The organism is Bacillus sp. FSL K6-2819, from assembly GCF_038008305.1.
Classification (GTDB): Bacteria; Bacillota; Bacilli; order Bacillales; family Bacillaceae; genus Bacillus; species Bacillus amyloliquefaciens.
On record NZ_JBBOYV010000001.1, the window covers coordinates 2,285,855 to 2,308,661 of the forward strand.

26 protein-coding genes are annotated in these 22,807 nt (G+C 47.5%); 1 reads left to right on the forward strand and 25 read right to left on the reverse strand.

Going from position 1 to position 22,807, the window contains the following annotated elements:
• Positions 1–112: 112 nt before the first annotated feature.
• The 10 genes from panD to MHH91_RS11830 form a co-directional block, all read right to left on the reverse strand.
• Positions 113–496, reverse strand: a complete 384-nt coding sequence (panD, locus tag MHH91_RS11785) for an aspartate 1-decarboxylase (RefSeq protein ID WP_013352654.1) — start codon at positions 494–496, stop codon at positions 113–115.
• Position 497: 1 nt separating this feature from the next.
• Complete coding sequence (panC, locus tag MHH91_RS11790; RefSeq protein WP_013352655.1) at positions 498–1,358, reverse strand: pantoate--beta-alanine ligase; 861 nt, start codon at positions 1,356–1,358, stop codon at positions 498–500.
• Between the two features lie 3 nt (positions 1,359–1,361).
• The gene (gene panB, locus MHH91_RS11795; protein WP_013352656.1) at positions 1,362–2,195 is read right to left on the reverse strand and encodes a 3-methyl-2-oxobutanoate hydroxymethyltransferase; all 834 of its coding nucleotides are present in this window, start codon (positions 2,193–2,195) and stop codon (positions 1,362–1,364) included.
• Between the two features lie 244 nt (positions 2,196–2,439).
• Positions 2,440–3,417 (reverse strand): bifunctional biotin--[acetyl-CoA-carboxylase] synthetase/biotin operon repressor, encoded by a 978-nt coding sequence (locus MHH91_RS11800; protein ID WP_013352657.1) that lies wholly within the window; start codon positions 3,415–3,417, stop codon positions 2,440–2,442.
• Positions 3,402–4,592: a CCA tRNA nucleotidyltransferase gene (locus MHH91_RS11805; protein ID WP_013352658.1), complete on the reverse strand. Its 1,191-nt coding sequence runs from the start codon at positions 4,590–4,592 to the stop codon at positions 3,402–3,404. The genes MHH91_RS11800 and MHH91_RS11805 overlap by 16 nt, the downstream gene beginning before the upstream one ends.
• 4 nt (positions 4,593–4,596) lie before the next feature.
• The gene (bshA, locus tag MHH91_RS11810; protein ID WP_014470055.1) at positions 4,597–5,730 is read right to left on the reverse strand and encodes an N-acetyl-alpha-D-glucosaminyl L-malate synthase BshA; all 1,134 of its coding nucleotides are present in this window, start codon (positions 5,728–5,730) and stop codon (positions 4,597–4,599) included.
• Positions 5,727–6,440, reverse strand: a complete 714-nt coding sequence (gene bshB1 / locus MHH91_RS11815; protein ID WP_013352660.1) for a bacillithiol biosynthesis deacetylase BshB1 — start codon at positions 6,438–6,440, stop codon at positions 5,727–5,729. Before bshB1 ends, bshA begins: the two co-directional genes overlap by 4 nt.
• Positions 6,433–6,846, reverse strand: a complete 414-nt coding sequence (gene mgsA, locus MHH91_RS11820; protein ID WP_013352661.1) for a methylglyoxal synthase — start codon at positions 6,844–6,846, stop codon at positions 6,433–6,435. Before mgsA ends, bshB1 begins: the two co-directional genes overlap by 8 nt.
• 23 nt (positions 6,847–6,869) lie before the next feature.
• Positions 6,870–7,673 carry a 4-hydroxy-tetrahydrodipicolinate reductase gene (dapB, locus tag MHH91_RS11825; RefSeq protein WP_013352662.1) on the reverse strand — a complete coding sequence of 268 codons (804 nt, stop codon included), beginning with the start codon at positions 7,671–7,673 and terminating at the stop codon, positions 6,870–6,872.
• 8 nt (positions 7,674–7,681) lie between these two features.
• Complete coding sequence (locus MHH91_RS11830) at positions 7,682–8,017, reverse strand: nucleotide pyrophosphohydrolase (RefSeq protein ID WP_003153495.1); 336 nt, start codon at positions 8,015–8,017, stop codon at positions 7,682–7,684.
• A 142-nt stretch (positions 8,018–8,159) separates the two neighbouring features.
• On the opposite strand from MHH91_RS11830, the gene MHH91_RS11835 reads away from it, so the two are divergent.
• Complete coding sequence (locus tag MHH91_RS11835; RefSeq protein WP_013352663.1) at positions 8,160–9,032, forward strand: YitT family protein; 873 nt, start codon at positions 8,160–8,162, stop codon at positions 9,030–9,032.
• A gap of 21 nt (positions 9,033–9,053) precedes the next feature.
• Here MHH91_RS11835 and MHH91_RS11840 read toward each other — a convergent pair whose 3' ends face one another.
• The 15 genes from MHH91_RS11840 to MHH91_RS11910 all read right to left on the reverse strand — a co-directional run bounded on the left by MHH91_RS11840 (position 9,054) and on the right by MHH91_RS11910 (position 22,807).
• The gene (locus MHH91_RS11840; RefSeq protein ID WP_013352664.1) at positions 9,054–10,229 is read right to left on the reverse strand and encodes an oxalate decarboxylase family bicupin; all 1,176 of its coding nucleotides are present in this window, start codon (positions 10,227–10,229) and stop codon (positions 9,054–9,056) included.
• Between the two features lie 30 nt (positions 10,230–10,259).
• Positions 10,260–11,042 (reverse strand): sporulation protein YpjB, encoded by a 783-nt coding sequence (gene ypjB / locus MHH91_RS11845; protein ID WP_013352665.1) that lies wholly within the window; start codon positions 11,040–11,042, stop codon positions 10,260–10,262.
• A gap of 68 nt (positions 11,043–11,110) precedes the next feature.
• Positions 11,111–11,704: a DUF1405 domain-containing protein gene (locus MHH91_RS11850; protein ID WP_014470053.1), complete on the reverse strand. Its 594-nt coding sequence runs from the start codon at positions 11,702–11,704 to the stop codon at positions 11,111–11,113.
• 107 nt (positions 11,705–11,811) lie between these two features.
• The gene (locus MHH91_RS11855) at positions 11,812–12,579 is read right to left on the reverse strand and encodes a menaquinol-cytochrome c reductase cytochrome b/c subunit (RefSeq protein ID WP_013352667.1); all 768 of its coding nucleotides are present in this window, start codon (positions 12,577–12,579) and stop codon (positions 11,812–11,814) included.
• Between the two features lie 31 nt (positions 12,580–12,610).
• The gene (qcrB, locus tag MHH91_RS11860; protein ID WP_003153485.1) at positions 12,611–13,285 is read right to left on the reverse strand and encodes a menaquinol-cytochrome c reductase cytochrome b subunit; all 675 of its coding nucleotides are present in this window, start codon (positions 13,283–13,285) and stop codon (positions 12,611–12,613) included.
• Position 13,286: 1 nt separating this feature from the next.
• The gene (locus MHH91_RS11865) at positions 13,287–13,790 is read right to left on the reverse strand and encodes a ubiquinol-cytochrome c reductase iron-sulfur subunit (RefSeq protein WP_013352668.1); all 504 of its coding nucleotides are present in this window, start codon (positions 13,788–13,790) and stop codon (positions 13,287–13,289) included.
• 137 nt (positions 13,791–13,927) lie between these two features.
• On the reverse strand, positions 13,928–14,374 hold the full coding sequence (locus MHH91_RS11870) for a DUF2487 family protein (protein ID WP_013352669.1): 447 nt from the start codon (positions 14,372–14,374) through the stop codon (positions 13,928–13,930).
• 54 nt (positions 14,375–14,428) lie between these two features.
• On the reverse strand, positions 14,429–14,968 hold the full coding sequence (locus MHH91_RS11875; RefSeq protein ID WP_013352670.1) for a ReoY family proteolytic degradation factor: 540 nt from the start codon (positions 14,966–14,968) through the stop codon (positions 14,429–14,431).
• A 73-nt stretch (positions 14,969–15,041) separates the two neighbouring features.
• Complete coding sequence (locus tag MHH91_RS11880) at positions 15,042–16,313, reverse strand: tetratricopeptide repeat protein (protein WP_014470051.1); 1,272 nt, start codon at positions 16,311–16,313, stop codon at positions 15,042–15,044.
• Positions 16,314–16,621: 308 nt separating this feature from the next.
• On the reverse strand, positions 16,622–17,908 hold the full coding sequence (aroA, locus tag MHH91_RS11885; RefSeq protein WP_014470050.1) for a 3-phosphoshikimate 1-carboxyvinyltransferase: 1,287 nt from the start codon (positions 17,906–17,908) through the stop codon (positions 16,622–16,624).
• Positions 17,909–17,919: 11 nt separating this feature from the next.
• Positions 17,920–19,035, reverse strand: coding sequence for a prephenate dehydrogenase (locus tag MHH91_RS11890; protein ID WP_038463260.1), 1,116 nt, complete (start codon positions 19,033–19,035; stop codon positions 17,920–17,922).
• Positions 19,036–19,086: 51 nt separating this feature from the next.
• A complete protein-coding gene (gene hisC, locus MHH91_RS11895) occupies positions 19,087–20,169 on the reverse strand; it encodes a histidinol-phosphate transaminase (protein ID WP_013352674.1) in 1,083 nt (360 codons plus the stop codon).
• Positions 20,170–20,180: 11 nt separating this feature from the next.
• The gene (trpA, locus tag MHH91_RS11900) at positions 20,181–20,978 is read right to left on the reverse strand and encodes a tryptophan synthase subunit alpha (protein WP_013352675.1); all 798 of its coding nucleotides are present in this window, start codon (positions 20,976–20,978) and stop codon (positions 20,181–20,183) included.
• Positions 20,971–22,173, reverse strand: a complete 1,203-nt coding sequence (gene trpB, locus MHH91_RS11905; protein ID WP_013352676.1) for a tryptophan synthase subunit beta — start codon at positions 22,171–22,173, stop codon at positions 20,971–20,973. The genes trpA and trpB overlap by 8 nt, the downstream gene beginning before the upstream one ends.
• Positions 22,154–22,807: a phosphoribosylanthranilate isomerase gene (locus tag MHH91_RS11910; protein WP_013352677.1), complete on the reverse strand. Its 654-nt coding sequence runs from the start codon at positions 22,805–22,807 to the stop codon at positions 22,154–22,156. Before MHH91_RS11910 ends, trpB begins: the two co-directional genes overlap by 20 nt.

A 22,807-nucleotide genomic window follows, 5' to 3' on the forward strand; every position in this document is an offset into this window, starting at 1 on the left:
CACCTCAATTCTTGCATACGAGAAAAGTGTAACACGTTTTGTTCAGAAATGGAGCGGAAAAACAGCTTTTGCCCCTAAATCTTAAAAGAAAACCCCCATGAAGGGGGCTCTTTTACAAAATCGTGTGCGCCGGCTCCTGGCCCAGCATCTGCTCGATTTTATTCTGATCATCAAGCACCGCCACCTTCGGCTGATGGGTTTTTGCTTCCTGATCAGACATCATTTGATAAGAAATAATAATAACTTTATCTCCCTCTTGGACGAGACGGGCGGCGGCTCCGTTTAAACAGATGACGCCGCTCCCCCGTTTACCGGGAATAATATACGTTTCAAGTCTCGCTCCGTTGTTATTATTTACAATTTGAACTTTTTCATTAACGAGCATTCCGACGGCATCCAAAAGATCTTCGTCAATCGTAATGCTGCCGACATAGTTTAAATTGGCTTCCGTCACGGTAGCGCGGTGCAGTTTTCCGGCCATCATAGTACGGTACATATTATGATCTCTCCCATTCATCAATATCAATAATGATATTATCAATCAGTCTTGCTTTAGAAAATTGAACGGCGCAGGCCAGAATGATCTTCCCGTTTAACGTTTCAAGCGGAGTCAGCTCCGGATAAGCGTACAATTCGGCATAATCAATGACGCCGCTTGTGTTTTCGATGATGCCGGTGACGGCTTTTATGACGTTTTCCGGGTTTCTTTCACCGTCTCTGATCAGCTCGGCGCCTTGTTGCAGCGCTTTATAGATCATCGGCGCTTCTTTTCGTTCCTGCTCAGTCAGATAGACGTTGCGAGAGCTTTTAGCAAGCCCGTCTTCTTCTCTGACCGTGTCCACCGCAACCAATTCGATATCCATAAAGAAATCCTCAATCAATCCGTCCACAACTGCTGCCTGCTGGGCATCTTTCAGGCCGAAGTAGGCGCGGGTCGGTTTAACGAGATTGAAAAACTTCGTCAAAACAGTAGCCACTCCGTCAAAATGGCCGATGCGGGAGGCGCCGCATAACACGTCAGTTCTTCTTTTTACATGCACGGCAACATTTTGCTCACCCTTATACATGTCACTGGCAGACGGCGTAAACAATACATCTGCCCCCGCCTGTTCCGCAAGCCGGGCATCGCGGTTTAAATCACGCGGATATGCTTCAAAATCCTCGCCCGGTCCGAATTGAGTCGGATTGACAAAGATGCTCATCACGACAATATCGTTTTCTTTGGTCGCTTTTTCAACCAGCGTCAGATGCCCTTCATGAAGAAAACCCATCGTCGGTACGAATCCGATCGTCCGGCCTTCTGAGCGGTATTGTGCAATCAGTTCTTTCAGCTGTTGAATTTCTGTCACTTGTTTCATCGCTTACTTTCCTCCGTACAAGCCTTGCAGCACAGTTTGATTCAGCTGAAAGGAGTGCTTTTCTTCCGGGAAAACCCGTTCTTTCACGTCACGGACGTAACCGCTGAGCGCGGACTCAATCGTCCCGTCGATTTTGGCGTATTGCTTCACGAACTTCGGTGTTCTGTCCACGCCGTGGCCGACGACGTCATGATAAACAAGGACTTGGCCGTCCGCTTTTGAACCGGCTCCGATTCCGATAACGGGAATGGATACTTCTTCTTTTATTTTAGCTGTCAGTTCAGCAGGCACACATTCAAGGACCAGCATCATCGCTCCAGCCTGTTCGCATTTGATGCTGTCTTCAATGAGCTTTTTCGCGCTTTGCTCATCTTTTCCCTGTACCTTATATCCGCCTAATACTCCGACAGACTGCGGTGTAAGCCCTAAATGGCTGACAACAGGAATGCCGCCGAGAGTCAGCGCGCGGATGGATTCAAAAACGCCGTCTCCGCCTTCAAGCTTTAACGCGTCAGCGCCGCTTTCCTGAATAATGGCCGCGGCGTTTTTCAATGTATCCTCTTTTGAAAGGTGGTAAGACATAAACGGCATATCAGTTACGATAAACGTATTTTTCGCACCGCGTTTGACCGCTTTTGTATGATGAATCATGTCACTGACCGTTACACCGACGGTTGAATCGAGCCCGAGCACGACCATTCCGAGCGAATCCCCGACCAAAATCATGTCGACTCCAGCCTGTTCCGCGAGCTTGGCCTGCGGATAATCGTAAGCGGTCAGCATCACGATCGGCTCTTCGTTTTCCTTCATTTTCATAAAATCCAGTTTTGTTTTCATTCTGATTCTCCTCCTCTAAACGGTGAGGAGATGAGCCGCCAATTCTTTGCAAGCAAAAAAGCCTTCTGTAAAATAAGAAGGATTCCCACTTGTTTAACGTTCGGCGAATGTCATCCCTCTGTCCCAGTCCTTTTTTGGATCAAGGCAGACTTTTCGTAGTCTCTGTTCTGCTGATCAGGTGCAGTTCATTATGATACTGCCCATAGGAAGTATACCAAATTCGCGAGACTTGTACCAACTAAGATTAATTGAGCTCAATATCAGCAGAATATATTTTCTTTATGCCGTCTTTCGTTTCCAAGAGAAGAACTCCTTCATCATCAATGCCGAGCGATTTTCCGTAAAACGTCCCTTGCAGCGTTCTCGCTCTGAGCTCGTTCCCCAGTCCGACTGCGTAACTTTCCCATAACAGCTTGATCGGTGTAAAGCCGTGCTTTAAATAATCCTGATAGCGTTTTTCAAAAGTCAGCAGAATCTCTTGTATCAGACCCGCTCTGTCAATTTTTCCGCCGGCCTCCAGGCTGAGACTTGTCGCAATTTCCTGAAGCTCGCCGGGAAAATCGGTTTCCTGCTGGTTCACATTGATACCGATCCCGAGAATAACCGAACGGACACGGTCTTCTTCCGCTTGAAGCTCAGTTAAAATCCCGACGGCCTTTTTACCGTGAATCATTAAGTCATTCGGCCATTTAATGGCGGGCTGTACACCGGTAAAGGCCTCAATAGCCTGTACGACCGCAACGGCAGATAACAGGGTAAGCTGCGGCGTTTTTTGCAACGGAACGTCCGGTCTCAGAATGAGGCTCATCCATATCCCGTTTCCTTCCTGTGAATGCCACACTCTGGACATTCTTCCTCTGCCTGCCGTTTGTTTATCGGCGACTACGAGCGTCCCTTCCGGCGCACCGTCATTGGCAAGTTCATGGGCCGTTTTTTGGGTGGACGGCAGGACGTCCCGGTAATACAGCTGTTTGCCCAAAACCTCTGTTTTCAGCCCGAAACGGATTTCGGATTCACTGAGTTTTCCCGGCTTTTTGATGAGCCTGTACCCTTTCCGCCTGACCGCCTCAACCTCATAGCCCTCTTTGCGGAGCTCTTCTATATGTTTCCAAACGGCAGTTCTCGAACAGCCGAGCGCGTCACTTATTTTCTGCCCGGAGATAAAGCCGTCGCCCGCCTCAGAAAATAAATCAATTAATTGGGTTCTTAATGTTGATCCCATGATGCGAGCCACTCCTTTATGTCATGTTTTCGGTTGGGGAGCTTTCCTGCTAATACCGCTTCTTCAATCCGGCTCAGTTCTTCGGCCACCCATTTACCCGCGCGGCGGTTTCTGAACTCCATCAGATCAGCGCCTGAAATGTCGAGGTCACGGAGACTTTTGATCGGCAGCTGCTCATAGAGGCTCTGAACCTCTTTCAGCTTTTGTTCATCAATCGTCTTATGCTTTTTCAGCATTCCGATTTTAACAGCTGAAAACAGCGCCTCTCCCGCCCGGTACATCGCTTCTGCTTCCAGCTGCGCCGGATACACGCTTATGATCCGCACCGCTCCTTTTATGACTTTTCCCGGCAGTTTCCATTGTTTTAAAAACGGCTCGGCGTTTTTCGGACTAAGACCGAGAAATAATAACAGCGCTGCCCAGCGTTCTTCGCGCGCATCCAAGGAAGAAAACGAAAATTCACTTGCTTCGAGCATTTGCTGCTCATAACCGGAAAGACCGGGCAGCTCCTGTATCAGACCCGTCTGCACCATCGTTTGAATCGCTTCATTTGAGGATGTGCCAAGGAGAAGCTTTTCAAACTCGACGGTCTTTCGTTCTACTGATACGTGCGCCAAAAGCTCCCTGTCTTTTATGACGGCCTTTTTTGTTTTTTCCTCTAACACAAAGCCGAGCTGGCTCATAAAACGGACGGCTCTCATCATCCGCAGAGCGTCTTCCCGAAAACGGTCTTCAGGGTTTCCCACCGTACGGATCAGCTTTTTCCCGATATCGTGAGCGCCTCCGAAATAATCAAGCAGCTCTCCTTCGGCAGACATCGCCATCGCATTAATCGTTAAGTCTCTCCGCTTTAAGTCTTCTGATAAAGAAGTAATGAACCGTACAGCTTCAGGGCGCCGATAATCCTTATATTCTGATTCGGCACGGAAGGTGGTAACTTCATAGGTTTCATCTTTCCATAAGACAATTACGGTGCCGTGTTCCTTTCCTACATCGACGGTCCGCTCAAAGAGGCGCTCCACCTCATTCGGCGAAGCGCTGGTCGCGATGTCCACATCACCTATTTTTCGTTTCATATAGCTGTCTCTGACGGCTCCCCCGACAAAGTACGCCTGATGGCCAGCCTTCATCAGATGGTGAAGAATGGGGAGGGCTTTGACAAATTCCTGTTCCATAAAATCACTCCGGTCCTGCCAATTCGTCATAAATCCGTTCATATTGACTGACGATTCTTTGCGAAGAAAAGGCGGTCTCCACCATTTTGAGCGCATGGTCAGTCAAACGTTTGCTGAGCTGTTTGTCTTCTAAAATCGCAAGCGCTTTTTCAGAAGCCGCCTGAATATCGCCGACTTCCACCAGAAAACCGCTTACTTGATCTTTAATCACTTCCGGTATCCCGCCGATATTAGTTCCGATGCACGGCACGCCGCAGGCCATCGCCTCAAGGAGAACGAGTCCGAAACTTTCTTTTTCAGACAGAAGAAGCTTAAGGTCGCTGATGGAATACAGCTCTTCCACCCTGTCCTGATTTCCTAGGAGCAGCACTTGATCCTGCAGACCGTATTTCTCGACAAGCTGCCAAGCGACGCACTTTTCCGGTCCATCGCCGACAAGCAGAAGCTTTGCCTTTGTTTTAGCTGCAATATTACGGAAAACACGGATGACATCCTTCACGCGTTTTACCTTCCTGAAGTTTGAAACATGAATGACGACTTTCTCATCCGGCAAAATACCGTGTTTCTCTTTTATACTCTCTGTATTTTTCTTAAGATAAACACGTTCATCAATAAAGTTGTAAATGGTCTCAATTTTTTTATTCGGCTTAATTAAGTCATATGTTTCACCGGCAAGCGCGGTTGATACCGCCGTCACTCTATCGGACGATTCGATGGCAAAACGGATTAAATCTTTTAGTGACGGATCATATCCTAAAACGGTGATGTCCGTACCGTGAAGCGTCGTAACGATCCCGATGTCGCGCTTGAGCATCTGTTTGGCGAGATAAGCGCATACCGCATGCGGCAGCGCGTAGTGCGCGTGGATGATATCAAGGTTTTCCCTTGCGGCAACCTCGGCGATTTTGCTCGCCAGCGAAAGGTCATACGGCGGATATTTAAATACCGCGTATTGGTTGACCTCCACTTCATGAAAATGAATATTCGGATGATATGTATTTAATCTGAACGGGATGCTTGATGTAATGAAATGAACCTGGTGCCCTTTTTCCGCAAGCAGCTTGCCGAGTTCCGTCGCAATAATACCCGAGCCTCCGACACTCGGGTAGCATGTAATCCCTATTTTTAATGGTCTCATTGTCCGCCCCCAAAAACATCATCATTCAAAACGGGAAGCTGTTTTGAAAAGAAACCTTCGGCGTACCCCGTCCCGGCTTCTTTGCCATACAGTCTTTCCCGCGCTTCCACCATTTCGATATAACCGTTTGTCAGCGGTGTGTTCACTGACTGCGCCGTAGAAATAAACTGGCTTTGATAGGCATTCAGGCTTTCCTTTTTCAGATCGATGGTTTCCGTTATGTCGATTACAAAGTCCGGACGGTGAAATCCATTGATCATATAATAGTATACTTTCTGAGCTTTGTGAGCCGGAAGTTGCTGATGGTCTTTGTATTTATGAATTCCCGCTGAGAACACCGCCTCTTCGACCAATGCCGCAGCATTGCCGTGGTCTGGGTGGCGGTCTTTCGGATAAGGCATGAAAACGGCTTTCGGCCGGCAGGCTCTGATGACACTGACAATCCTGCAAATGGCATCTTCACTTTTCAAAAGCCCGCGGTCGGGAAGCGTAAGCTGGATTCTCTCTTTTACGCCGAGAATTCGGGCCGCCTCCGCCGCTTCTTCTTTTCTTATACTTACCGTCCCGTTAGATGATAATTCAGCCTCGGTCAGGTCGCATATCACCGCGGTTTTTCCTTGTGCCGTAAATTTTGCGATCGTGCCGCCCATACCGATCTCGACATCATCGCTATGAGCGCCGAACGCAAGAATATCAACGTGTTCAGGCATTCGGCTCTCCTCCGCGCACAAGATTGCGGAAATCAAACGCCCCGCCGTCCAGCGTACGGACGAGGATTTCCGCTGTTCCCATATTTGTGGCGAGCGGGATCGCGTATACGTCACACAGCCGGATCAGCGCCGAGACATCCGGTTCATGAGGCTGCGCAGTTAACGGGTCGCGCAGAAAAATGACGAGATCCAAGGCATTTGCCGCAATTAATGCGCCGATTTGCTGATCTCCGCCGAGCGGGCCGGATTGAAAACGTTCAATGGACAATCCGGTCGCTTCCTGGATTTTCAAGCCTGTCGTACCCGTCGCGTATAACTCATGATGGCTCAATATATCTTTATATGCGGTCGTAAACTGAACCATATCCTGCTTTTTTTTATCGTGAGCAATTAAAGCGATTTTCATTTGATGTTCTCCCCCTTGCCGATTCAGTCGATAATATTTTCGAGTCCGTATACAAGCTGGTCGATTTTCATCACTTGCTCTACTGACAGCTTCACTCCTGACATAAAGGAAGCCCGGTTATAGGAGTCGTGGCGCAGCTTCAGCGTCTGGCCGTCCATGCCGAACATGACTTCCTGATGGGCGATAAGGCCCGGGAGACGCACACTGTGAAGGCGGATTCCGTTTAATTCGGCACCGCGGGCGCCTGGCAGAATTTCTTTTTCATCTGGATGACCCTGCTGCTTTTCTGAACGGACATTTGAGATCATTTCCGCAGTTTTCAGCGCCGTTCCGCTCGGTGCATCCAGTTTTTGATCATGATGGAGCTCAATGATCTCTACATCTTCAAAATAGTTGGCGGCCATTTGTGAGAATTTCATCATCAGCACCGCGCCTAACGCAAAATTCGGGGCGATGATAGCGCCGATCCCTTTTTCTTCGGTGAGAGCGTGAAGTTCCTGTAAATCCGCTTCAGAAAATCCAGTCGTTCCCACAACAGGGCGAACGCCGTGTTCAAGAGCGGCTTTCGTATGTTTTTTGCCGATTTCAGGCGTTGTCAAATCGATCAGCACATCCGGTTTTGTTTCCTGGAAACATGCGCGGATATCCGTATAGATAAGAGCGTCTGAATCAGCTGACATCACTTCCCGCAATGTTTGCTGATCGTATGTATGGTCAATGGCGCCGACAAGCTCAAAATGAGGCGTGCGGACAGCAAGTTTTACGGCCTCCTGGCCCATTCTGCCTCTCGGTCCGGCAATGACGACTTTAATGGTTTCATTTGACATGGTTTCTCCTACTTTCCTTCTTCTTTTCTCGTCCAGCGGTCTTTATCCCGTGTATTAAATTTATGCATCACGCGGTTATGAGCTTCCTCCAATGAAATATCAAGGGAGTTGGCGAGGCAGATCAGGACGAACAGCACGTCGCCCATTTCCTCTTCCATGCTTTTCTCATTTTCCGTCGTTTTCTTCGGCTTTTCCCCATAGTAATGGTTGACTTCTCTTGCGAGTTCGCCCAGTTCTTCGGTGAGACGGGCCATCATGGCAAGCGGGCTGAAATAGCCTTCTTTGAATTGGCCGATATATTCATCGACCTCAGCTTGTAAGTCTTTCATCGTTTTGTCACTCACTGTGCGAATACCTCCTGTCATCTCTTCCATGTTAGCTAATTCAAGTACATTTGACAAATGTTAAAAACGGCAGTTTGCTGTTTTCTTTTGTATCCACTATAATATTTACGCAATCTAATGGAAGGAAAAGGGGTTTGATGCAATGCTTGGAGAAATCAGAATCAAAAATATTTGCTTTATTTTAATCGGCGCCGCTGTTTTTTCATTCGGACTGGTTCACTTTAATATGCAGAACAATTTGGCGGAAGGCGGATTTACCGGCATTACGCTGCTCTTATATGCGTTATTCCACATCAGCCCTTCTATTTCCAACCTGGTATTAAACATTCCTATCTTTTTCATCGGCTGGCGCATGCTCGGCCGGACGATGTTTGTCTATACCCTGATCGGCACCGTCTCTCTTTCCGTTTTTCTGAGTATTTTTCAGCGTTACGAAATTCATATGCCGCTGTCGCATGATTTAGCTCTGGCGGCCTTGTTCGCGGGTGTATTTATCGGCGCGGGTCTCGGCATTATTTTTAAATACGGAGGCACGACGGGCGGAGTCGATATCATCGCCAGGCTGATCAATAAATTTTTCGGCATCCCGATGGGCCGGACGATGTTTGCCTTTGATGCCTGCGTCATTCTGCTTTCTTTGTTTACGTATCTTTCTTACAAGGAAGCGATGTACACGCTTGTAGCCGTTTTTGTCGCTGCGAGATTGATTGATTTTATACAGGAAGGCGGTTATGCGGCAAAAGGCGCAACGATTATTTCTTCGAAGAACGATTTGATCCAGCAAAAGATCATTGAAGAGATGGAGCGCGGCGTCACCGTTTTAAAAGGACAAGGATCATATACAAAGGAAGACAGAGACGTTCTTTACTGCGTCGTTCCGAAAAACGAAATTGTGCTTTTGAAAAGCGTCATTACTTCTGTTGACCCGCATGCTTTTGTTGCTGTAAGCGATGTCCATGATGTGCTCGGCGAAGGATTTACGCTTGATGAAAATAAAAATCCGATCAGACGATAATAAAAAGGCGGCTCTTGCCGCCTACTCCTCGTGTTTCCATTTGACAACCGGTGATTTTTTCTTTCTCAACCGGCGGGCGAATGCCGGGCTGACATTGAGCGTCTGCTCGACAAAGCGCTGCGGCGTCAGCGCCAGCCATTGGTTTAAGGAGATGTCCTCGAAACGGTCGCTTTTGAAAATTTCCAGAAAGCGAAGCACGGTGTCACCGGTATTCTGGACATAATGACCCATCGCAAAAGGAACATATCCTACGTCACCCGCTTGATAGTTAAATGTCCGCGCTCTTCCCTCCGCCGCAAACACCGTCATTTTTGCTTCTCCTGAAAGATAATACTGCCACTCGTCCGTATTCGGATGCCAATGCAATTCCCTCATGCCTCCGGGCTCGACTTCCACAAGAGCGGCGGCAATCGTTTTTGACACCTTAAACGTTTTTGAATCGACGATCTTTACTTTTCCTCCGCTGGTAACAAGAGGTTCCTGCAGTGAAAGCTTGTAGCTGAACGGTTCCAAAACGGTGCCTTCCGGGGAAGAAACTGCTGCCTGTTCAATAGGGGGAGGCGGTTCCAGCTGGAACATGTAACGCTCTTTTGCAGGGATGTAAGCCAAATCATATCCCGAAACACCGAAATTCGCCTGCAGCACGCTGCGCGGAGTATGAGCAAACCAGTCCGTTACTGAAAAGGTGCTGTTCTCTGAAAAAGAGCCGTCATCAAAGACAAGCAAAAACTCACTGCCCTGCTCCATTCCTTGAATGGAGTGAGGAATGCCCGAAGGAAAGTACCACAGATCGCCCTCACTGACGTTATCAATAAAATTCCGCCCATTTTGGTCGACCGCGGTTAAACGGACTTCTCCGCTTATCACATATCCCCATTCGGCTTCTTTATGCCAATGAAGCTCCCGCACCGCTCCCGGTTTCAGTCTCATGTTCACCGCCGCGATGTTTTTGGACACCGGCAGTTCTCTGACCGTCACCTCTCTTGACCATCCGCCGTCTTCAAGCCTCATATGCGTATCAGAAAAAGAGAATTTTAAGTTTTGAACCGTTCCTGCATCCGTTGAGGGCGGAACGAGCATGTCAGGATTCTGGAAGTCACGAGCGAGGTTTCGCGGTCCTTCATCAGTCGCCCCTTTTCTGCCTCTGATCGGCTGCGGGAGGTGTTTTGAAGCCAATTGCTGGATGAGTTTTTTCACCTTCTTTAGCTCCTTTACAGCAATTTGTGTTTATTTAGACTTAGGATATTCACGCTTTTTCTCTTTCTTTTTTTCCGCTCTGTATTTTCGGTAGCCGACATATGTCAGCGCAGTAATAATGATACCGCCTGTTGTCAGAATGACCCAGAGCAGCGAAGGATCAGCGTCATCCCGTTCTACCTTGTCAAATACCTTTTTTAAATCCTTCTGGAGAAGCGTCAGCCGTTCAAGCTTTGTTCCTTTTGTCATCTGCTGAAACCCTTCCTGCTCAATCACCTCGATATGTTTCGCCACCGTATCAAGCTGGCCGGCCGACACATCCATTGTCAGGCTGGGATAAATTAAATCATATAATGATATAAATTCATTCCACTTTTCATTGAAATTCTCACTTCCGTTCCCGCTGACATCTTCTTTTAAGGCGCTGAATGTAGCCATAATCGGTCGTTCAAGCGAACCCCACAGCGGATCGGAGTGATCTTCCATCGCATCCATTACCAGCCTGAACTGGGCGGCTGCCCGTATTTTTTCGGTATTTGAGGCATCTGCCTGTTTCAAGACCCGCACTAAATCATTGTAGCCCAGAGTCACCTGCCTGACTTCGGCGCCGGTCAGTGAGTTTACGTGTGTCATTTTTTTCTTAAAGTAGCCAAGCACTTGCAGGGCCTCATCATACTGCGAATGCCGCGTCATTTGGAAAACGGTATCCGAAAGGTCGTTCAGTTCCTTGAGACCCCCCTCACCTTCAGCTTTGGCAGTTGTGATGAAACACATAAGAGCAAGCAAAAGACAGATCGTCAGCTTTCGTTTCATAGAGGTCCCTCCCACTCCTTCTCTTTTACAGAATATGAGGAGCGGGACAAGGTTAGACCAAGATTCTATCAGTGTAAGTCAAGCTTTATCCGCCTTTTGGAAATCACCAAAAAGTATGCAAGACCGAGAGAACAAATGCTCAGCCAGAATGTGGCATAGCCGATCTCTTGCATATAGGCACTAAGCATTGAGTAGCGGGGCATCATGCCGAAAAGATAATCAATGACGTCATTATGAAGCGTCCAAACAGCGGCAAGGATGAGATGCCATAACCGGAACCGAAAATACGGGCTGTATAAAACGCCTTGAACGGCCATGGCGAAATGTGAAGCAATCAGCATGTACCCTTCCCAAGGCATCTGGCCCATTTTGATCAGCACAAAGATATTCATTCCGACCGCCCACAGCCCGTATTTCACAAGGGTTACAAGCGCAAGCGCTTCAAACAGCGGCGCGTTTCTTCCGATGAGAAATGCCAAAAGCACAAACAGGAAGAAAAACGTCGCCGTCGGGCTGTCAGGCACAAACACCAGAAAACGCAGCGGCGTGTCCGCAAGCTGCGGCAAATACCAATAATAGCCGTATACCGTACCGATAAAATTAACTGCAAGAGCAAGCAGAAGCATGCCGCGCCGCCCTAAAAGATAAGAAATCCACCTCATACCATCAACTCTCAGTCCTTAAAAGATATGTATCATACAAAAAAAGCTGACATCTGGTCAGCTCTTTTCATAAAAGTATATCCTGCTATTGTCTGCTTCACAATACGTTATTTCGATGTTGTTTCAGAAATGAACTTCGCCAGCTGATCAAGCTGTTTGTCATTCCCTTTAAAAACACCGGCAGGCATCTGCCCTTTTCCTTTGACGGCGATCTTTTTTATTTCTTCCGGGCTCAGCCCGTTATCTATCAGAGACGGACCGGCGCCTCCGCCTTGAAGATTATCCCCGTGACAGGATATACAGCCTTGTTCTTTAAATACTTTATAACCGTCTGATTCTGTATCAATAGCGGCTTCTTTTTTAATTTTCCCTTGCTCCTCCGCCTTCGCCCAGTCATGCGTCGCGACTGACTGCCACGTTAAAAAGATCGTAGCGCAAAGCGCCAAAAGCATCATGCCGACCGCAACCGGACGCTTCCACGGCCTTCTTTCAGAACCCCGGTCGAGAAACGGAGCCAAAAGCAGCGACCCGAAAGCAAGCCCCGGTATTATCATCGCGCCGATTACGGTGTAGCTCCCTGCGGCATATTCATATTTTAAAAGCTGGTATAAAAATAGAAAATACCAATCCGGCAGCGGAATATACCCCGTATCCGTCGGGTCCGCAACCCGTTCCAAAGGCGGCTCGTGCACAATCGTTAAAACGAGAAATCCGACGAGGAAAACGGCTCCGACCATCCATTCTTTCAGCAGGAAGTTCGGCCAAAACGCCTCCGTCTTTCCCGGATACTCTGAATAGTCTTTCGGTATATTCGGTTTTTTTTCAGCCGGTATCCTTGAATCTCCTACAAACTTCATTCCTTTCCCCCGATGCATGTCATCCCCTCCCTTTTATATCAGATCTGTATTAAAGCGGTCCTGAAATTCCCTGCTTGCGGATCATGACAAAGTGGGCGCCCATGAGCGCAAACAAAGCGGCAGGGAGAAAAAACACGTGAATCGCAAAGAATCTCGTCAGTGTTTGGGCCCCGACAATATCGTGGTGGCCGGCAAGAAGGGTTTTCACCTGCGCTCCGATCAATGGCGTCGCTTCCGCAATCTGAAGGCCTACCTTTGTCGCAAACAGCGCCTTCATATCCCACGGAAGCAGGTACCCTGTAAAACCGAGACCGAGCATCACAAAGAAGATTAGAACACCGACGATCCAGTTCAATTCCCGAGGCTTTTTATAGGCTCCCTGAAAGAAAACCCGCAGTGTATGTAAAAACATCATTACGATAACTAAACTTGCGCCCCAATGATGCATTCCTCTTACAATCTGTCCGAAAGCGACTTCATTCTGCAAATAATACACAGATTCCCACGCGTTTTTAATATCCGGCACATAATACATGGTTAAGAACATCCCGGACAGCACTTGGATAACGGTTACAAAAAACGTCAATCCGCCGAAACAATAGACAAAAGCTGAGAAATGGTGAGCTGGATTCACATGTTCCGGCACTTCATGGTCAGCGATATCCCGCCACATCGGCGTAATATCGAGACGTTCATCCACCCAGTCATATATTTTGTTCAGCATGTCACCCTTCCCCCCTAGGCTTTGCTTTTCCAAGATACAAAAAGCCGTCCTTTACTTTATGCTCATAACGGTCAAGAGGCGCGAGCGGCGGCGTGCCCGGAACGTTCGTGCCGTCTTTTTCATACAGCCCGTAATGGCAGGGACAAAAGAATTTGTTCGGATTTTTAGGATCATTGTTCCAGTTTACGGTGCAGCCTAAATGTTTGCAGATAGGCGAAAGCGCTATAATTTCATCCCCATGCTTGTAGACCCAGGCTGATCTGGATTCTTCCGATTTGTGCCAGGCGTCGACTTGATGAATTTTAAAGTCAAAACGCTTCGGCTCCTTCGTCAGCTCATCCACGCTGACAACCTGCACCATTTTTTGATTTCCCGTCGGTTTTAATACCGGGTCCAGCGCAAAACGGACCATAGGCATAAGCGCACTGGCGGCCATAAATCCCCCCACGCCGGTGAGCGCATAGTTTAAAAATTGCCTTCTTGATATATCTTGTTTTCCGCCCATCTCTTCCCCCCCTAAAGATTGACCAAAAATTAACTAAAATAGAAAATAATTCTGAGATTTGACACCCTCATAATATATGAATCTTTCAGCAAGGTCAACAGAGGCAAAACGGCTGTTTTGCGGGATGTGCGGAGTTTTTAAGAATTGTTCCACTTCTGTAACAAAACGTTCAAAATTTCTCCGCACTTGTCATCCGCTATTTTTCTCTTTAAAGAGTCTTTCATATGTTCAAACGGAACGGCAGGTATGCAGATGACATCAGAGCCTATTTCAGAGTCCTTCCATTTTTCGTCTGCCGTCAGAAACAAGGCGTGCCGGAAATTGATCATCACCTCTTCTTTGAGTTTTTGAAGCAGGGCGATCTGTAATTGATCTATATCAACATATGTATAAGAGGGGAATAAATATACCCGTCCCTTCAATTGGCGCTCAAGCTCTTCAGAAAGCAATTGGGTGCTTTCCCCCTGCTCAACGGCTTCTTTTAAGCCTCCTGAAGATGATATGGAAATTAACGGAATGATAGCGGTATCAATGTAATCTACAGATTGTAAATAGACCTCGGCATCAGCGGCCCTCCATCTCATGTCTGGTTCCTCCTCTTTACGCAACAAGCCTTGCATATTCTGCAAGGCTGTCATTTATGTGAGCTGATTCAACTGGCGGGAAAGCTTTTCAAATGTTTCTTTGTCGTGGCGGTCCAGCGCCTCGTCGATATCTCTAAGCAGCTTTTCCCGCTGGAAAGTGGAAATGGCGTGTTCTAATATTTTTTCAGCCATCCCCTGATCCTGTTTATTTTCAAACAGGTCTTTCGGCAGATGCGGATTTGATTCAAGAACAGCAGCATATTCAGGCGAGCTGTAAGCCGAACGGAAATTCAGCTGGATAAATAAATCCTGCTGTTTATTCAGCCGGATGTCGTGAAAAGATTTTTCCGCGTCCGTGGTCATGACATTTTCTTTGTAAAACCTAAACGGCACCTCATCAACGCAATGAGTAGACATGATGATGCCTCTCGGGCAAAATTCGGCTTGTTCTACAAAATGGACTTTTTCCATTAATGTATCATGACTCATTAAATAATTTAAAATCCAGACGCACTCCCGGCGTTTAAGCTGATAATGATTTAAAAACCAACGGATAAAATCCTTTTTTTCATTGACAGAAACAGGGGTCTGCATGTAATTCCCTCCTCTATCGATCGTATAATCTGACATCACTTATACATTCAGCAAGCATGGTCCAAAATCCTGCTTATCTCAAAAATTCATCCTCTATCCGTAAGATTGTTTCTTCAAGCTCTTCGTTTGTTCCATCCATTGAAAGCACTTGTTTTAAAAGCGGCAGCGCTTCTTTCTGAAGGCCTTCTTCCAATAAGAAGTGAGCGTATTCATACAAGAAGTCCCGATCCTCCTGATAATGGAGATACGCAGCTTCGAAGCTTTTTTTCGCTTCCGCATACTGCTCGAGACCCGTATAGGCACTTGCCAAATACCAATTGTATTTCGGATCTTCCTCTCCGTAACCGCGGACTTCCTGAATCAGATCAATAATCTCTTCAAAGCTTTCTTCTTTATGATAGACGGCTAAAAGCGTATGGAGCGCTTCCACATAACCCGGATCGAGCGCCAGCGCTTCCTGAAGAAGCTTTTTGCCTTCGTCTTCGTTCCCGAGCTTTAACGCCATTTTCCCCGCATAGAGAAAAAGCTCTTTATTGTATTCATCGTAAGTAATACCTTCTTTAGCGGTTTTTAATGCATCCTCATACATGCCTTCTGCTTCGAAGCTTTTTGCAAGCGGCATATAAAGCGATGAATAAGAAGGATCAAGCCCTTTTAAATCAGACAGCTGCTTGATGGCGGTTTTGAGCATTCCCGCCTGATAGGCTGTGAACCCGTATCCGAAAATCGTATTCGGTTCTGTATGTTCTGCAGCCGCTTTTTCATACCATGAAAGCGCTTCTTCAAATTCCCCCGCCGCGCTCAATGACTCAGCCAGCCTCTGATGAACATTTACGCCGCCGATTTCGTTCCGCTCTTTTGCCGTCTCTTCGTAATACGGAACGGCTTTCGCGTATGCTCCCTGTGTGAAGTATAATTCCCCCAGAGCGAAATCAATAACAGGCTCATCTTTTAACATCGCTTTCGCCTGTAACAGCTTTTGCTCACTTACTTCGAATAAGCCCTGCATCTGATACAGATCAGCCATTAAAAGAAGGCTTTCCGCGTAAGACGGGTCTTCCGGAGAAATCGTCTCCAGCACCTCGAGAGCTTTTTCTTCTTCATCAATATCTATTAACAATTCGGCGTAAAAATTCGTCAGCTCAGACTCCTCAGGATAAAGGTCATGCAGATCACTGATCAGCGTTAACGCTTTTTCTGCGTTTCCCCATTCATAGTAGAGCTGGGCTGCAATGGCTTTGTCTTCGTCATGAAGCTGTGTTTCAGCTTTTGAAAGCGCTTTGAGTCCCTTTTCGGTTTCACCTGCTTCAACTAATTTTATGGCTTCTTGAATCAATGTATTCAAATCAGACCGGTCCTTTCTTTTCCTATACCTCATCAACCAATGAAAAGGGTTTTTATTCGGGTTATTCTTATCATAATTCAGACAGGAGCTGCCCGCAAATAAGATGCTTCACCCGGCATTATAGTTTATCAAAAAATTGTTAAGAGGAAAACGACAAAAAAGGGGACGGCATCTTTATACGCAAACAGCGCGATTGATTCCGGCTGTTTCTGTAACGAAAACGCATCCCCCCTTCCTTTTCGTTTAAGACAAGCTATGTCAAAGCCCAAGACTTTATGACACATGAAGAAAAACCCGAAGAATCATCTTCAGGCTTTTTTGGATAATTGATCTAAATGCTCAAAAAATGTCGGATATGAAACGCGGATCGCATCTGTATCATGGATCTCAATCGGCTCTTCCGTCAGACATGAAGCGATACCGAGCATCATGCCGATGCGGTGGTCGCCGTGGCTTGATACACCCGCGCCGCCAGCAAGCGTTTTTTTGCCGTGTATTTTCATGCCGTCTTCAGTCGCTTCAATGTCTGCGCCGATTTTCCGGAGCTCTGATACGACGGTATCGATCCGATTCGTTTCCTTCACTTTCAGCTCTGCCGCGTCTTTAATGACAGTTGTGCCTTCAGCCTGCGTGGCCAAAAGAGCGATAATCGGAATCTCGTCAATTAAACGGGGAATGATTTCTCCGCCGATTTCTGCCGCTTTCAAAGCTGAAGTTTCGATAACCAGATCACCGTAAGGCTCCGCGCTGTCCGCTTTTGACAGAATCACTTCAAGTGAAGCCCCCATTTGCTTTAAGACATCAATAATTCCCGTGCGTGTCGGGTTCAGGCCGACATTTTTCAGCACAATCCGGCTTCCGGGAACGACAGCGCCTGCCGCAAGGAAAAAGGCCGCTGAAGAAATATCGCCGGGCACGAAAATATCAGCTGCCCGAAGCTTCTGACCGCCCGTTACAGAAGCGCTCGTCTCTGTTTCCGCAAGCTCAGCGCCAAAAGCATTCAGCATCCGTTCTGTATGGTCTCTTGATTTATGGGGCTCTGTCACTGTCGTCGTTCCTTCTGCCTGCAATCCGGCAAGCAGCACGGCAGATTTGATCTGCGCGCTTGCGACGGGGGAAACGTAATCAATGCCTTTTAATTGTCCGCCTCTTACGGATAATGGCGTAAATTCTCCGTCCGCTCTTCCGTCAATCACGGCTCCCATCTGTTTTAAAGGCTCCGTTACCCTCTTCATCGGGCGCTTTGCAATACTTTCGTCGCCCGCTACCGTACTGTGAAATGGGCGTCCGGCTAAAATGCCTAGCATCAGGCGGATGGTCGTGCCGGAATTTCCGACATCAAGAAGGCTGTCAGGCTCACAAAGTGCGTCAATGCCGTTCCCGTGTATCGTTACATCACTTCCGTTCTGTTCAATGGAGACACCCATTTTTCTGAAGCAGGCAATGGTGCTCAGGCAATCGGCTCCGGGCAAAAAGTTTTTTACCGTAGTGGTTCCTTCTGCAAGCGCTCCGAACATAACAGAACGGTGGGAGATGGATTTATCTCCCGGAATATGAATTTCACCGTTTAAAGACGTCACTTTTTCTCTTTTCAATGTTCTCCACCTCAGTCAGCGTAAAATGTTTCATATTTGGCGCGGGATTGAATGCAGGTTTCCGCCCGCTTGCGGTCATCATCAGTCTGGAAACTGATTCTCAGAATTCCGTTAATATCTTCTCTTGTTTCGATAATGCGGATGTTGGTGATACTGATTTTTTCATCAGCCAAAATCGCCGTAATTTCCGAAATGACCCCCGGATGATCGGGAACATCGACATAAAGGTCATAAAAGGACGGGATCGCCCCTTTTTGACGGAGCGGCAGGCCGTCGCGATAATCCTTCGCTTTTTTAAAGTAACCGAACAGGTTGTCCGCATCTTCATTTTCTACATAAGATTCAATCGTGTCAATCTCCCGTTTCCATTCTTTGAAGCGGTCAAGCAGTTTATCTTTGTTATGAAGGAGTATGTCCCTCCACATCGCCGGACTGCTTGAGGCTATCCTTGTGATGTCCCGAAAACCGCCGGCTGCAAAACGCTGCAAAAACGGATAATCTTCTTCAGATTGGTGAGCCTGATGTACGAGGCTTGCGGCAACGATATGAGGGAAATGGCTGATGACGCTCGTTACGCCGTCATGCTCCTCGGGAGTCATCTCCACAAAGTGGGCGTTTGCCGCTTTCAGAAGTTCCTTCAAATGCGATACTGACTCTTTAGAAGTTGATTTTCCCGGTGTTAAAATGTAAAACGCGTTTTCGAATAAAAATTCTTTCGCGGCAGCAGCCCCGGATTTATGAGACCCCGCCATCGGATGGCCGCCGACAAATTGATAGTGAGCCGGTAGCACTTTGTCAGCATAGCTGACGACTTTCTGCTTTGTGCTCCCCACATCTGTAATCAAGAGTTCATGGGTAATGCCCGATGCGGCAAGCATATCAAGCATTTTCAGCGTTTGCGCGACAGGCGTGGCGATAATGACAACTGACGCCTGCTGCGCCCCTTCCGTAAATGAGCCGGCCCGTTCGTCAATAATCCCGAGCTTCAGCGCGGCAGTAAGCTGTTCTTCCGAAATATCTACACCGATAATCCGTTTATGCGGATGCTCTTTTTTAATGGCCAATGCAATCGACCCGCCGATCAGCCCGATTCCCGCAAGCAATATTGTGTCCTTCATTTCACTCATTTCCTTTTTCATCTAGTTTAATAGAGTAAAGAGGTGACGCTTGATCACCTCTTATAATATTTCAGCTAAAATTGTCAGAATTTCCTCATTCTGCTCTTTCGTACCAACCGTAATCCTCAGTGCAGCAGGAAATCCGAGCGCCTGTCCTGAGCGGACGATATACCCTTTTTCCAGCAGGGCTTGGAACAGTTCATCCGCAGGGCGGTTAAATTCAATGAGCACAAAGTTTGTTTGTGAAGGATAACAAGTTAAACCATGGGTTTCGGCAAAATCATAATACTGCTTAAGACCCGCTGTATTTTTTTTGACACATTCCTTAATAAACGACTGGTCGTCAAGCGCAGCCAGTGCCGAAGCCTGGCCGATTCTGCTCGTATTGAACGGCTCTCTCGCCGGTTCAATCTGGCGGATCAGCGCTTCATTCGCAATACCGTAACCGACGCGAAGCGCGGCAAGTCCGTATGCTTTAGAAAATGTGCGGAGGATCATGATATTCGGATATTGCTTTAAAAGCGGAATACTTTCAGGGTAATCTTCCGCTGTGACATACTCGTAGTACGCTTCATCAAGTACAACGAGAATATGCTCGGGAACTCTGTCTAAAAAGGCAATTAACTCTTGTTCAGAAGTATACGTCCCCGTCGGATTATTCGGATTACATACCCATATGACTTTCGTCTTGCTGTCAATGGCTTCAAGCATCCGGTCCAAATCATGAGCGCCGTCACTGCGGAGCGGCACCTCGCGCACTTCAGCGCCTTCAATCACCGCATTGTGTCTGTATTGCGGGAAAGTCGGAGCAGCGGTAATCGTGTTTGCCTGATCATTTAATAAAGAACGGCAGATAATCTGCACAAGCTCATCAGAGCCGTTTCCGAAAATGATCGAAGATTCACTGACCTGCAGATGTTCACTGAGCCGCGTTCTCAAAGCGGCACTGTAACCGTCGGGATACAGCGCAAGCTGCTCAATCTCCTGATGCAGCGCATCTTTAGCGGCCTGTGAACAGCCGAACGGATTTTCGTTAGATGCGAGCTTTACTACTTTCTCAAGCCCGTACTCCATTTTCACTTCTTCTATTGGTTTGCCCGGCTGATACGGTTTCAGCTGCCGCAGCTGTTCTTTAATCTGCAAATCCAGTCACCTCATTTTACACTGTACAGTTGTCCGAACGTCTTTGCGTATTCCTCAAATTCAAGAAGCGCATCGGCTCTTGTGCCGGAATTCACAAGCTTTGTTTTAAGCTCTTCAACCTTTCTGACAAGCGCGCTTCCGACAACGACACCATCTGATATTTCATTCATCTCGTCAACCTGTTTGCGGCTTGAAATGCCAAAACCGACCGCAACCGGAACCGAGCTGAATTCTTTCACTTTACGGATGAAAGAGTATACAGACGGATCGAATTCGCTGCGTACGCCCGTCACTCCTAAAGAAGATACACAATACACAAAGCCGCCGGCCTGTTCAGTAATTATTTTCAAACGGTTTTCACTTGTCGGCGCGACCAGCGAGATATAAGCGATGTTCTCCTTTTTGCATGTCTTTTGCAAAAGGGCGCTTTCCTCTAACGGAAGATCCGGTACAAGCAGACCGTCTATGTCGTTTTCCCGCAGTAAAGCGAAAAAGCATTCTTTTTCTAATTGTAACACAGGATTATAATACGTAAAGAGGATAATTGGAATATGAACGCCGTTTTTTTTCATTTTGCCGCCAAGTTCAATGGCTTTTACGATATTCATTCCGTTTTCCAGAGCCCGTTTTGAAGCCCGCTGTATGACGGGGCCATCCGCGAGCGGATCTGTGTAGGGGACGCCGATTTCAAGAGCTGAAGCGCCTGCATTCTGCAAAGATTTTGCCAGTTCAACAGAAATTTCAGGAAGCGGATCGCCCGCCGTAATAAAAGGGATAAATAATTTTTCAGAGTCATGCAGATTAAACATGTGTCTTCACCCCGTTTTCCAAAACATTCATCAGCGTATGAACATCTTTATCTCCTCTTCCCGACAGACTGACGAGAATGATTTTGTCTTTATCCATGTCTTTCGCCATTTCAAATGCTTTTGCCAAGGCGTGTGCAGATTCAATAGCCGGAAGAATGCCTTCTGTTTCAGAAAGCAGACGCAACGCGGCAATCGCTTCTTCGTCTGTCACACTTTCATATGTTACACGGCCGCTTTTATGCAGATAGGCATGCTCAGGCCCGATCCCCGGGTAATCGAGGCCTGCTGAAATGGAATACGGTTCGATAATCTGTCCGTATGCATCTTGTATTAAATAGGTCATTGAGCCGTGAATCACCCCGAGCGTCCCTTTTGCTATCGTCGCCGCATGCAGAGGCGTATCAATTCCTTTTCCGGCCGCCTCGACGCCGATCAGCTCAGTATCTTCGTCTAAAAAGGCCTGAAATATGCCCATCGCATTGCTTCCGCCGCCGACACATGCAACAACCTTGTCCGGGAGCGTCCCTTCGACCCTGAGGAGCTGTTCTTTCGCTTCCTCGCCGATGATTTTCTGAAACTCGCGCACAATGTACGGATACGGGTGCGGACCTACGACAGAACCGATCAGGTAAAAATGGTCTTCACAATGCTGAACCCAATATCTGATCGCTTCATTCGTCGCATCTTTCAGTGTGCCGTTGCCGCTAGAGACCGGCACGACCTCCGCGCCGAGCAGTTTCATTCGGAATACGTTCAGCGACTGGCGCGCAACGTCCTCTTCACCCATAAAAACCGTACACTCAAAACCGAATTTTGCGGCGGCTGTCGCGGCTGCAACGCCGTGCTGCCCCGCACCGGTTTCGGCGATGATTTTCGTTTTGCCCATCTTTTTGGCAAGCAGAATCTGTCCTAACGCGTTGTTGATTTTATGAGAACCGGTATGGTTTAAATCTTCCCTTTTCAAATAGATTTTCGCCCCGCCCAAATCATCCGACACCCTGTCTGCAAACGTCAATGCAGTCGGTCTTCCGGAGTAATCAAACAATAGTTTTTTATATTCTGCATGAAATACGGGATCATTCTTTAATTCTTTGAAAGCCGTTTCGATTTCTTCGAGAGGCCGCATCAATGTTTCAGGGACAAATTTGCCTCCGAATTCGCCGTATCTTCCGATTTCATTTGGATATGGATACATAATGGTTCATCCTTTCTTCTAAAAGCCGGATCAGTGTTTGATCCTTTTGTCCGTTTTTTTCAATCCCGCTGGCAAGATCTATACCGCACGGGCCCGACTTGAGTAAATCAGTAATCGTTTCAGGATTAACGCCGCCCGCGATAAAACAGCGCTTGTTTGCATTTTGAGCCCGCTTCCGGTACAAGGGGACACGGGTCCATGAAAACGCGATTCCCGTGCCGCCTCTCATTCCTTTCACTGAAGAATCAATGACATAGCCGTCGACGGCGGGTGCAAATTGATCCATCTGACGGAGCGTCCCTTCCCCGTGACGGAGCGCTTTCCATATCTCCGAGCGCACAAGCGGACGGAGACGGAGGGCATCCTCAGGCGATTCATCACCGTGCAGCTGGATGACGTCAAGGGACAATTCAGAAGCGATTTGCGCAATGTTTTCTATCGTTTCATTTACAAATACTCCGACATGTTTCTTATCTGTCCGGATTTCCTGTTTCCATTTCCGTACTTCATACGGCGTGACCTTCCGTTTGCTTGCGGCAAAAATGAATCCCAAATAATCCGCTTCTGAGGCTGCCGCAAGCTCATAATCACGCTTTGAGCAGATGCCGCAGTACTTTATTTCAGGCTTTTTCAT

What these genes read in the sequence shown, in the direction of transcription:
- panB (WP_013352656.1), bottom strand. Translation starts at nt 2,195, where the DNA reads ATGAAAACAAAACTGGATTTTATGAAAATGAAGGAAAACGAAGAGCCG.
- mgsA (WP_013352661.1), bottom strand. Translation starts at nt 6,846, where the DNA reads ATGAAAATCGCTTTAATTGCTCACGATAAAAAAAAGCAGGATATGGTT.
- MHH91_RS11870 (WP_013352669.1), bottom strand. Translation starts at nt 14,374, where the DNA reads ATGAGATGGAGGGCCGCTGATGCCGAGGTCTATTTACAATCTGTAGAT.
- MHH91_RS11890 (WP_038463260.1), bottom strand. Translation starts at nt 19,035, where the DNA reads ATGAGTGAAATGAAGGACACAATATTGCTTGCGGGAATCGGGCTGATC.
- panC (WP_013352655.1), bottom strand. Translation starts at nt 1,358, where the DNA reads ATGAAACAAGTGACAGAAATTCAACAGCTGAAAGAACTGATTGCACAA.
- MHH91_RS11805 (WP_013352658.1), bottom strand. Translation starts at nt 4,592, where the DNA reads ATGGAACAGGAATTTGTCAAAGCCCTCCCCATTCTTCACCATCTGATG.
- MHH91_RS11835 (WP_013352663.1), top strand. Translation starts at nt 8,160, where the DNA reads ATGCTTGGAGAAATCAGAATCAAAAATATTTGCTTTATTTTAATCGGC.
- qcrB (WP_003153485.1), bottom strand. Translation starts at nt 13,285, where the DNA reads ATGCTGAACAAAATATATGACTGGGTGGATGAACGTCTCGATATTACG.
- trpB (WP_013352676.1), bottom strand. Translation starts at nt 22,173, where the DNA reads ATGTATCCATATCCAAATGAAATCGGAAGATACGGCGAATTCGGAGGC.
- MHH91_RS11800 (WP_013352657.1), bottom strand. Translation starts at nt 3,417, where the DNA reads ATGGGATCAACATTAAGAACCCAATTAATTGATTTATTTTCTGAGGCG.
- MHH91_RS11850 (WP_014470053.1), bottom strand. Translation starts at nt 11,704, where the DNA reads ATGAGGTGGATTTCTTATCTTTTAGGGCGGCGCGGCATGCTTCTGCTT.
- MHH91_RS11910 (WP_013352677.1), bottom strand. Translation starts at nt 22,807, where the DNA reads ATGAAAAAGCCTGAAATAAAGTACTGCGGCATCTGCTCAAAGCGTGAT.
- bshB1 (WP_013352660.1), bottom strand. Translation starts at nt 6,440, where the DNA reads ATGCCTGAACACGTTGATATTCTTGCGTTCGGCGCTCATAGCGATGAT.
- MHH91_RS11865 (WP_013352668.1), bottom strand. Translation starts at nt 13,790, where the DNA reads ATGGGCGGAAAACAAGATATATCAAGAAGGCAATTTTTAAACTATGCG.
- dapB (WP_013352662.1), bottom strand. Translation starts at nt 7,673, where the DNA reads ATGTCAAATGAAACCATTAAAGTCGTCATTGCCGGACCGAGAGGCAGA.
- MHH91_RS11875 (WP_013352670.1), bottom strand. Translation starts at nt 14,968, where the DNA reads ATGCAGACCCCTGTTTCTGTCAATGAAAAAAAGGATTTTATCCGTTGG.
- trpA (WP_013352675.1), bottom strand. Translation starts at nt 20,978, where the DNA reads ATGTTTAATCTGCATGACTCTGAAAAATTATTTATCCCTTTTATTACG.
- panD (WP_013352654.1), bottom strand. Translation starts at nt 496, where the DNA reads ATGTACCGTACTATGATGGCCGGAAAACTGCACCGCGCTACCGTGACG.
- ypjB (WP_013352665.1), bottom strand. Translation starts at nt 11,042, where the DNA reads ATGAAACGAAAGCTGACGATCTGTCTTTTGCTTGCTCTTATGTGTTTC.
- MHH91_RS11855 (WP_013352667.1), bottom strand. Translation starts at nt 12,579, where the DNA reads ATGCATCGGGGGAAAGGAATGAAGTTTGTAGGAGATTCAAGGATACCG.
- bshA (WP_014470055.1), bottom strand. Translation starts at nt 5,730, where the DNA reads ATGAGACCATTAAAAATAGGGATTACATGCTACCCGAGTGTCGGAGGC.